This is a genomic window from Streptomyces sp. WM4235 (assembly GCF_001279725.1).
Lineage (GTDB): Bacteria > Actinomycetota > Actinomycetes > Streptomycetales > Streptomycetaceae > Streptomyces.
The window spans coordinates 1-6,147 of sequence record NZ_LGDE01000081.1 but is presented as its reverse complement, the minus strand read 5'-3'; the positions used below and the strand labels follow the sequence as shown (position 1 = coordinate 6,147).

Below are 6,147 nucleotides of genomic sequence, written 5' to 3'. Positions count from 1 at the left end.
AGTCCCGCCGACGGGCAGAGAAATGGTACGCGGAGTGCGTCGGCTGGGGCGGCAGCGGCGCGAGCGACGCCGGTGTGGTATTCCCCCGCCACGGCAGCCACGCCCAAGCGCTCCAACTCGTCGACCGCCGTTGCGGCCCTCCGCGGATCGGCAGCGGTGTCTCGGACCACCAGCTCGAGTGGTTCCCCGACGATCCCGCCGGCGTCATTGACTTCGCGAACGGCCAACTCCATCCCGGCGAGCACGTGTCTGCCTGCCTCGATCCAGCCAGGCCGAGTGAGCGGAACGAGAGCTCCGATGCGGACGGATGCCCCGTCGGTTCGGGGCGCTCCGCCGGCCGATGACGGCGCATTCATGTGGTGGTTCCTCCCGTGTGGTGCCCCGGTCCAGCAGGGGTACAGCGAAGGCCGGCACATCGTCGGCAAGGGTGCCAACGACCGGGGTGGGATCCTGCTTGAAGTCCGCCACCTCCACGGCCCCCGTCTCTTGGCCGGCCGGCATCGCGGCAGCGGCATGAGGTCCGAGGCGGTCAGTCGACCCGCAGGACATCGGATTCACGGCCGGGGACCTGGAGAGGGCGAGCGGCTCCGAGGAGCCGTTGCGGCAGGTAAGGGGACTCGACGCGGATCTCCCAGCCCCTGCGTCGGGCGTGGCAGGCCAGGGCCAGCACGTCGAAGTCGATCGATGCGTCGATGGTGTCGGCGCGGTCCGCGACCTGGTAGTGGTCGCGATGGGCTTCCAGGGCATCGGCCAGGGCCAGGTTGAAGCTTTCCTCGTCGCCCTCCACCAGCTGCGACAGCAGTACGGCGGGCGGCGGGAAGAAACCCCACTCCTTGGCCTGCTCGGCCCCGCGCAGCGCCCGCTCCGCCGCCGACTCGGGATCGACACCCGTCAGGTAGGCGTGGAGGGCCTCCCGGTACGAGGCGAAGGCCGAGCCGTCCTTCCCGGCGATCGTGGGGCCGGCAAGGACCATGGGGGCGAGATCCTCGCGTACGCCCGTGATCAGGGCGAAGGCGGCGGCGTTCGCCCAGTTGCCGGCGCCCGCTGCCTCGCCCCGCGCAGCCTGGCAGCGCAGCTTCCGGTCGTCGATGGTCACCTCGACCTCGGTACCCGGCTCCGCCAGGGCAAGGCGGAACACGGCCGCCCCCAGTTGGGAGGCCAGCCGGAGGTTCGCGAGCTGGGCGTCCGTCACGTCGGCCGAATGCCCCGCTCGCAACTTGAAGAGAAGCCCCTGGTAGTCCAGGGCCCTGTCGAGACGCGATGAGCTGAGGGGCTTTCCGTCCTCGGGGATCAGGGCTTCTCGGGTGTACTCGTCCCAATGAGCCTCGATTTCCGGGCTCCGAGGCTTTCCGTCGGTCGGCCGTGCCACCAGCAGCGGGCCCGCCGCGAGCGAGGCGACCGCGTCCGGCCGCCGGTCGACACCCAAACCCTTCACCCTCGGGCCGCGCGCCTCGAAATTGGTGATCAGGGCGTGCGGCAGGTAATCGGTGTGGAGAGCCGGCATCCAACCACGGGTCCGGTACGCGAGCGCGGCCAGACCGAGCGGCAGGAGCGGGAGGAGGCTGCTCGGAGAGGCAGCGGGGCTGTTGACGGTGCTGTGTGCGAGCAGAAGGGCGGCCAGTCCGGAGTCGAAGCCCTCCCGATCCTCGGCGGCCACGGCGCGCAGGGTCCTCAGTGCGACACTGTCCGGCCGATCGAGGAGGTGTTGGTTGGTCTCCCGGGCCCGACTGCCGATGCGGGCCAGCGCGGCGTCGATGGCTGCCAGCTTCGCCTGCGGGCTCGGCGGGTAGTCCTCATCGTCTCCGGTGTCGTCGAGGACCTCGGCCATGAACCCCGTGACGAGCTCGCCGGCAGGGCTTCCCTGCGCCTGCTCCGCGAATTTCTGGCGGGCGAAGTGGAAGGCCTCACCGTGCCACTGGGCCTTGTCCCTCAGGAGCGCCAGGCAGAACGCGTCGATCCACTCGCCAGGGGTGACGCTTCCCTCGGCATCGTCCTCGGCATCGTCCTCGACATCCGGGCCGTAGCTCATGCCGAAGTTCACGTAATCGAGGAAGACCTGGAAGCTGCAGTGAGGGTGGTACGCCGCGTAGGAGACGGCGCCGGCCGCCGCCTCGGCGGCGTCCTTGAGAGCGGCCCGGGCCTCCGGAGAATCGAGGCCGGGCGTCTCGACGGACAGGGCGCCCAGGTAGTCGTGGAACTCCTCGGCGATCGACTGCCATTCGTAGGTGGCCATCCGGCCGGCCTTCGACATGGATCGGACCTGTCCCCCGATCCGGTCCACGAAGTCCTCGCGAGCCGCCGAAACGACTGTCTCGCCTACCTGGTGACGCTCTATCCGCACTGCATGCTCCTTGATCCCGGTCCGTGCGGACAGCCTAGGCGCAGCCTCTGACAGGGCCGACGCCGTGGCGGCGGCCGGGTACTCGCGTCCGTTGCCCGTGGGGCGTCGTCGCGGCGTTCGAGATGACCAGACGTCCCCGGTTCGAGCCGCCGTCCCGCCCCGGATGCCCACACGCCGGGGGAGGTCCGTGAGCCCCCGCGGCACCTGAACGGGCCGGGCGTCAGCGGGCGCCGGTCTTCGCCTGGACGGCGGCGACGTGGCGGACCGTGAACAGCATGGGAAGGACGAACCCGGCGGCCTGGACGAGTGTGGCGGCCGCCGAGTGACCCTGGCCTGCGTGGGCGAGGGCCGCGAGCGCGACGGCGGTGACGGCGAAGGCGGTGGTCCACGCGCTGGTGATGACGGTGTTCGCCCGGATGAACGGCCTCAGCCCCCATGCCTCGCGGGGGGTGCTGCGCTTGGCGATGCCCGAAGTGAAGGGCTTGCCCACCAGCAGCGAGACGCCGGCGATGAGGGCGAGCGTGGCCGAGGAGAGGGCCGCCGAGTAGCCGTGCACGGGGGAGTGCGGGTCGGCGAAGGCGATGCTGGTCAGCACCGCGAAGAACACCGCCGAGCCGATCTCGATGATCAGCGCGTCGAGACCGGCCCCGGCCCGTCGCTGCTGGACGGTCACGGCGATGGCCGCCACGAGTCCGGCGAGCGCGCCCCACTGCCACTGGGTGGACGGGAACACCGCGAAGACGATCCACGGCAGAAAGGTGCGTACGTACGACATCGAAGCCCCCGGGCTCTTCGTTATTCCTGTTCTGACATGTCAAAACTAGAAGGTCCACTCTCGACATGTCAAGACTGGAATGTAAGCTCGGGGAATGAGCCTTCGACACGCCCTTCTCGGACTCCTGTCAGAGCGCCCGGCCAGCGGGTACGACCTGCTCAAGCGCTTCGAGACCTCGCTGGCCAACGTCTGGCCCGCCACCCAGAGCCAGATGTACACGGAGCTGACCAAGCTCGCCGAAGCCGGGCTGATCACCGTGTCGGCGGCGGGCGCGCGAGGCCGCAAGGAGTACACCCTCACCGACGAGGGCCTCGTCGAGCTGCGCCACTGGCTGACCCGGACCGCGCCGCAGCGCAACACCCGCAGCGACATCCTGCTGCGGGTCTTCTTCCTCGACGTGATCACCCCCGACCAGGCGCGGGACTACCTCACCGGCCTGATGGAGATGTCGGAACAGGAGCACGAGGCCCTGCGCCGGCTGGCCGACTCCATCGAGTGGGGTGACGACCCGCTGTCGGTGAACGGCAGGATCGCCCTGGAGTACGGCCTGCGCTTCAACGCCATGCGCCGCGAATGGGCCCGGTGGGCCGCCGGCCAGATCCGCTGAAACCGGCGGGTGGTGTGGCGGGTGTCATGCGTACGGCCGGCCCGGCGCGTGCTACTCGTCGCAACCGTCTCATCGCCTGTGCGTCCAGCCGGCGCCGCCCGACACCGGCTGGACGCACTCGATCGGAACCACCGCCGACGAACGCGGGCGGTCGTTCACGATCGGAAGGACCTCACCGGCCGGCGCGCCGGCTGTCCGCCCGCGCCACCCCGGTCATGCCCAGGGCAGCCACCACTGCCGCCAACGCGATCACTCCGATTGTTCTCCTCACGCGGGTAGGACGCCCGAAGCCGGATGAGGTTGCCGCCACGTCTCACACGGATTCCATCGCCGGAGCACGGCCCATCGGCCCCGGATTCGTCGGCTGTTGCGGGTGGTCCCGCTCCGGCCGCTCACCGCGCTCGGCCACGACCCGCTCGGAGCGGGCGGACCCGTTGGCGGATCCGTCGGCGAGCATCGAAAATCCATGCGGCGCGGTCACTCCATCAGACACAATGCCCGCGATGATCTCCACTGCCGGTGACCTGCTCGCCGTTCTCGAAAACCTGCCCCACGCCGCCCGACTCCGGACCACCGCGGTCACCGCCCACCGGCTGGCCGCCCGAGGCGAACTGCGGCCCCTGCTCACCGATCTGGATGCGCTCGGTCCGTACGAGCGCCGCCTCGCCGCGCTGGCGGCGCTGACCGGCGAAGACCTGGGGCACTTGGCGGACCGGCTCGGTGACCCCGACCCGGTGGTCCGCCGGTACGCGCTGCGCGGCGCTCGGCGGCTGCCCGCACCGGACGCCGCTGTCGAGGCCGCGTACGACGACGCGCCCGCCGTGGTCCGCGCCGACCTCGCACGACTGCTGCGCGACGGGCGGCGGCCCGAACTCGCCGAGCGACTGGTGCCGCGGGTGCGCACCGAGTACGGCGACCGGGACGCGGCCCGCCTGCTGCCCGGCTGTTCGACGGAGTTCACCGCGCGACTGCTGCCCGAACTCGCCGGGGCGCTCGCGTTCGAGGACTGGAGCACGCTGACCACCCGCCACCCCCGAGCCGTCCTCGACCACGCGGAACGGGAACTCGGCGACCTCCCCGAGTGGCTGCGCGACGCCTGGTGGACGCGGCACGCGGCCGCGCTCGCCGCCGCCCTGACCGCCGCACCGGAGCGGGTGTTGGACCTGCTGGAGCGGTACGGCCCCGGCAACCTGCCCGGTCCGGTGCACGACCGGCTGGGCGACCTCGTCGCGGTGGACGCCGAGCGCGTCGTGCGTCGGCTCGTCGCCGCCGACCGGGGGGCCGCGCGGAGGGAACGCACACCAGGCCGGGCGGTCATGAGGCAGTTGGTGGCGGCGGACCCGCCGTCCCTGCCCAAGCTGGGCGCCCGGTGGTTCCACCGGAACGCCTTCGGCGTTCTGCTGCGGTCGGTGCCACCGGCGCGCCGACCCGAGTTCGTGGACGCGGTCGTCGCCGCGGGCGACACGTACCCGAACGTCCGCGCGCACGAGGGGGTGCTCGGCCTGCTGCCGCCCGCCGAGCGGTACACACGGGTCCGTGCCGCGCTCGAAGGGCTCCGCGCCGAACGCGGTTCGAGCTGGGAGATCCAGGGCCACCTCGCCCTGCTGCCGCCCGCCGAGGCCCGCCCCGAACTCCTGGCAGCACTGCGCACGGGTGACGCCGAGGAGCGCGGGACGATCTGGGACCGGCTGGTCGTCAACGCCGCCCACACCCATGATCCGGAGCAGATCGCGGAGATCCTCGCACTGGCCGCGGGTCGGCTGTCCAACGAGCGCGACCCCGTACGCGGGGAGGCTCTGTCCGCCCTGGCCTGCCTGCCGACACCCCTGATCGTGGCGGCCCTCGGGGTCGACGCGCCCACCGGGGGCGGCACGGGGGCCGACTCGATGGAACGGCTGTGCCTGGGCGCGCTGCGGGCACGGGACTGCTCGCCCGGTACCCGGGACGAGATCCGGACCCTGGCCGTGAACCTGCTCGCCGCCGGCGGTGCCGCACCGCAGACGGCCGTACGCCTCGTGGAGGCGCTGACCGCACACACCGGCACGGTGGAACTCGGAAGTCCGGGCACCGAGCCCAGCGGCAGCGGGGTCGTCGCCGTCCTGGACGCACTCGGCCCGCGGCTGGACCGCGCCGCCGTCCGCGGGGACGTCGCACCCCTGCTCGCGCTGGTCACGTCCTGGGGACGCCGCGCCCACCGGATCCCGGAACTCCGGGACCGCCTCGAACAGGCCCTGCGCACCTGCCCGGACGAGCACTTCGGCAAGGTCGCCGCGGCCTGGCTGGCCCCGCCGGAGACCCGCGGCGACCGCGTGGCCGAACTACTGGCGCGAGAGCCCTCCGCGGTCTTCCTCCCTCCCGTCCTCGCCGTCCTCGCCGCGGAGCGCACCGACCTGCTGGACCTCGCGCTGTCCGACATCCCGCCCC

Annotated in this window: 5 protein-coding genes and 1 pseudogene; 2 read left to right on the top strand and 4 right to left on the bottom strand. The window is 72.1% G+C overall.

All coding sequences use genetic code 11. The features are described 5' to 3' along the window. The 3 genes from ADK55_RS36185 to ADK55_RS09160 all read right to left on the bottom strand — a co-directional run. Positions 1-356 (bottom strand): ABC transporter substrate-binding protein (locus ADK55_RS36185; protein ID WP_159041329.1); only part of this gene is annotated, 356 nt, incomplete at its 3' end. Between the two features lie 173 nt (positions 357-529). After that, a complete protein-coding gene (locus ADK55_RS09165) occupies positions 530-2,341 on the bottom strand; it encodes an immunity 49 family protein (RefSeq protein WP_053676988.1) in 1,812 nt (603 codons plus the stop codon). 220 nt (positions 2,342-2,561) lie between these two features. Next, positions 2,562-3,116, bottom strand: a complete 555-nt coding sequence (locus ADK55_RS09160; protein ID WP_053676987.1) for a hypothetical protein — start codon at positions 3,114-3,116, stop codon at positions 2,562-2,564. A gap of 94 nt (positions 3,117-3,210) precedes the next feature. On the opposite strand from ADK55_RS09160, the gene ADK55_RS09155 reads away from it, so the two are divergent. Next, the gene (locus ADK55_RS09155) at positions 3,211-3,723 is read left to right on the top strand and encodes a PadR family transcriptional regulator (RefSeq protein ID WP_053676986.1); all 513 of its coding nucleotides are present in this window, start codon (positions 3,211-3,213) and stop codon (positions 3,721-3,723) included. A 313-nt stretch (positions 3,724-4,036) separates the two neighbouring features. On the opposite strand, the gene ADK55_RS38425 is transcribed toward ADK55_RS09155, so the two are convergent. Further along, a complete protein-coding gene (locus ADK55_RS38425) occupies positions 4,037-4,180 on the bottom strand; it encodes a hypothetical protein (protein WP_159041328.1) in 144 nt (47 codons plus the stop codon). Positions 4,181-4,226: 46 nt separating this feature from the next. On the opposite strand from ADK55_RS38425, the pseudogene ADK55_RS09150 reads away from it, so the two are divergent. Continuing rightward, a pseudogene (locus ADK55_RS09150) lies at positions 4,227-6,147 on the top strand (hypothetical protein); the annotation flags it as partial.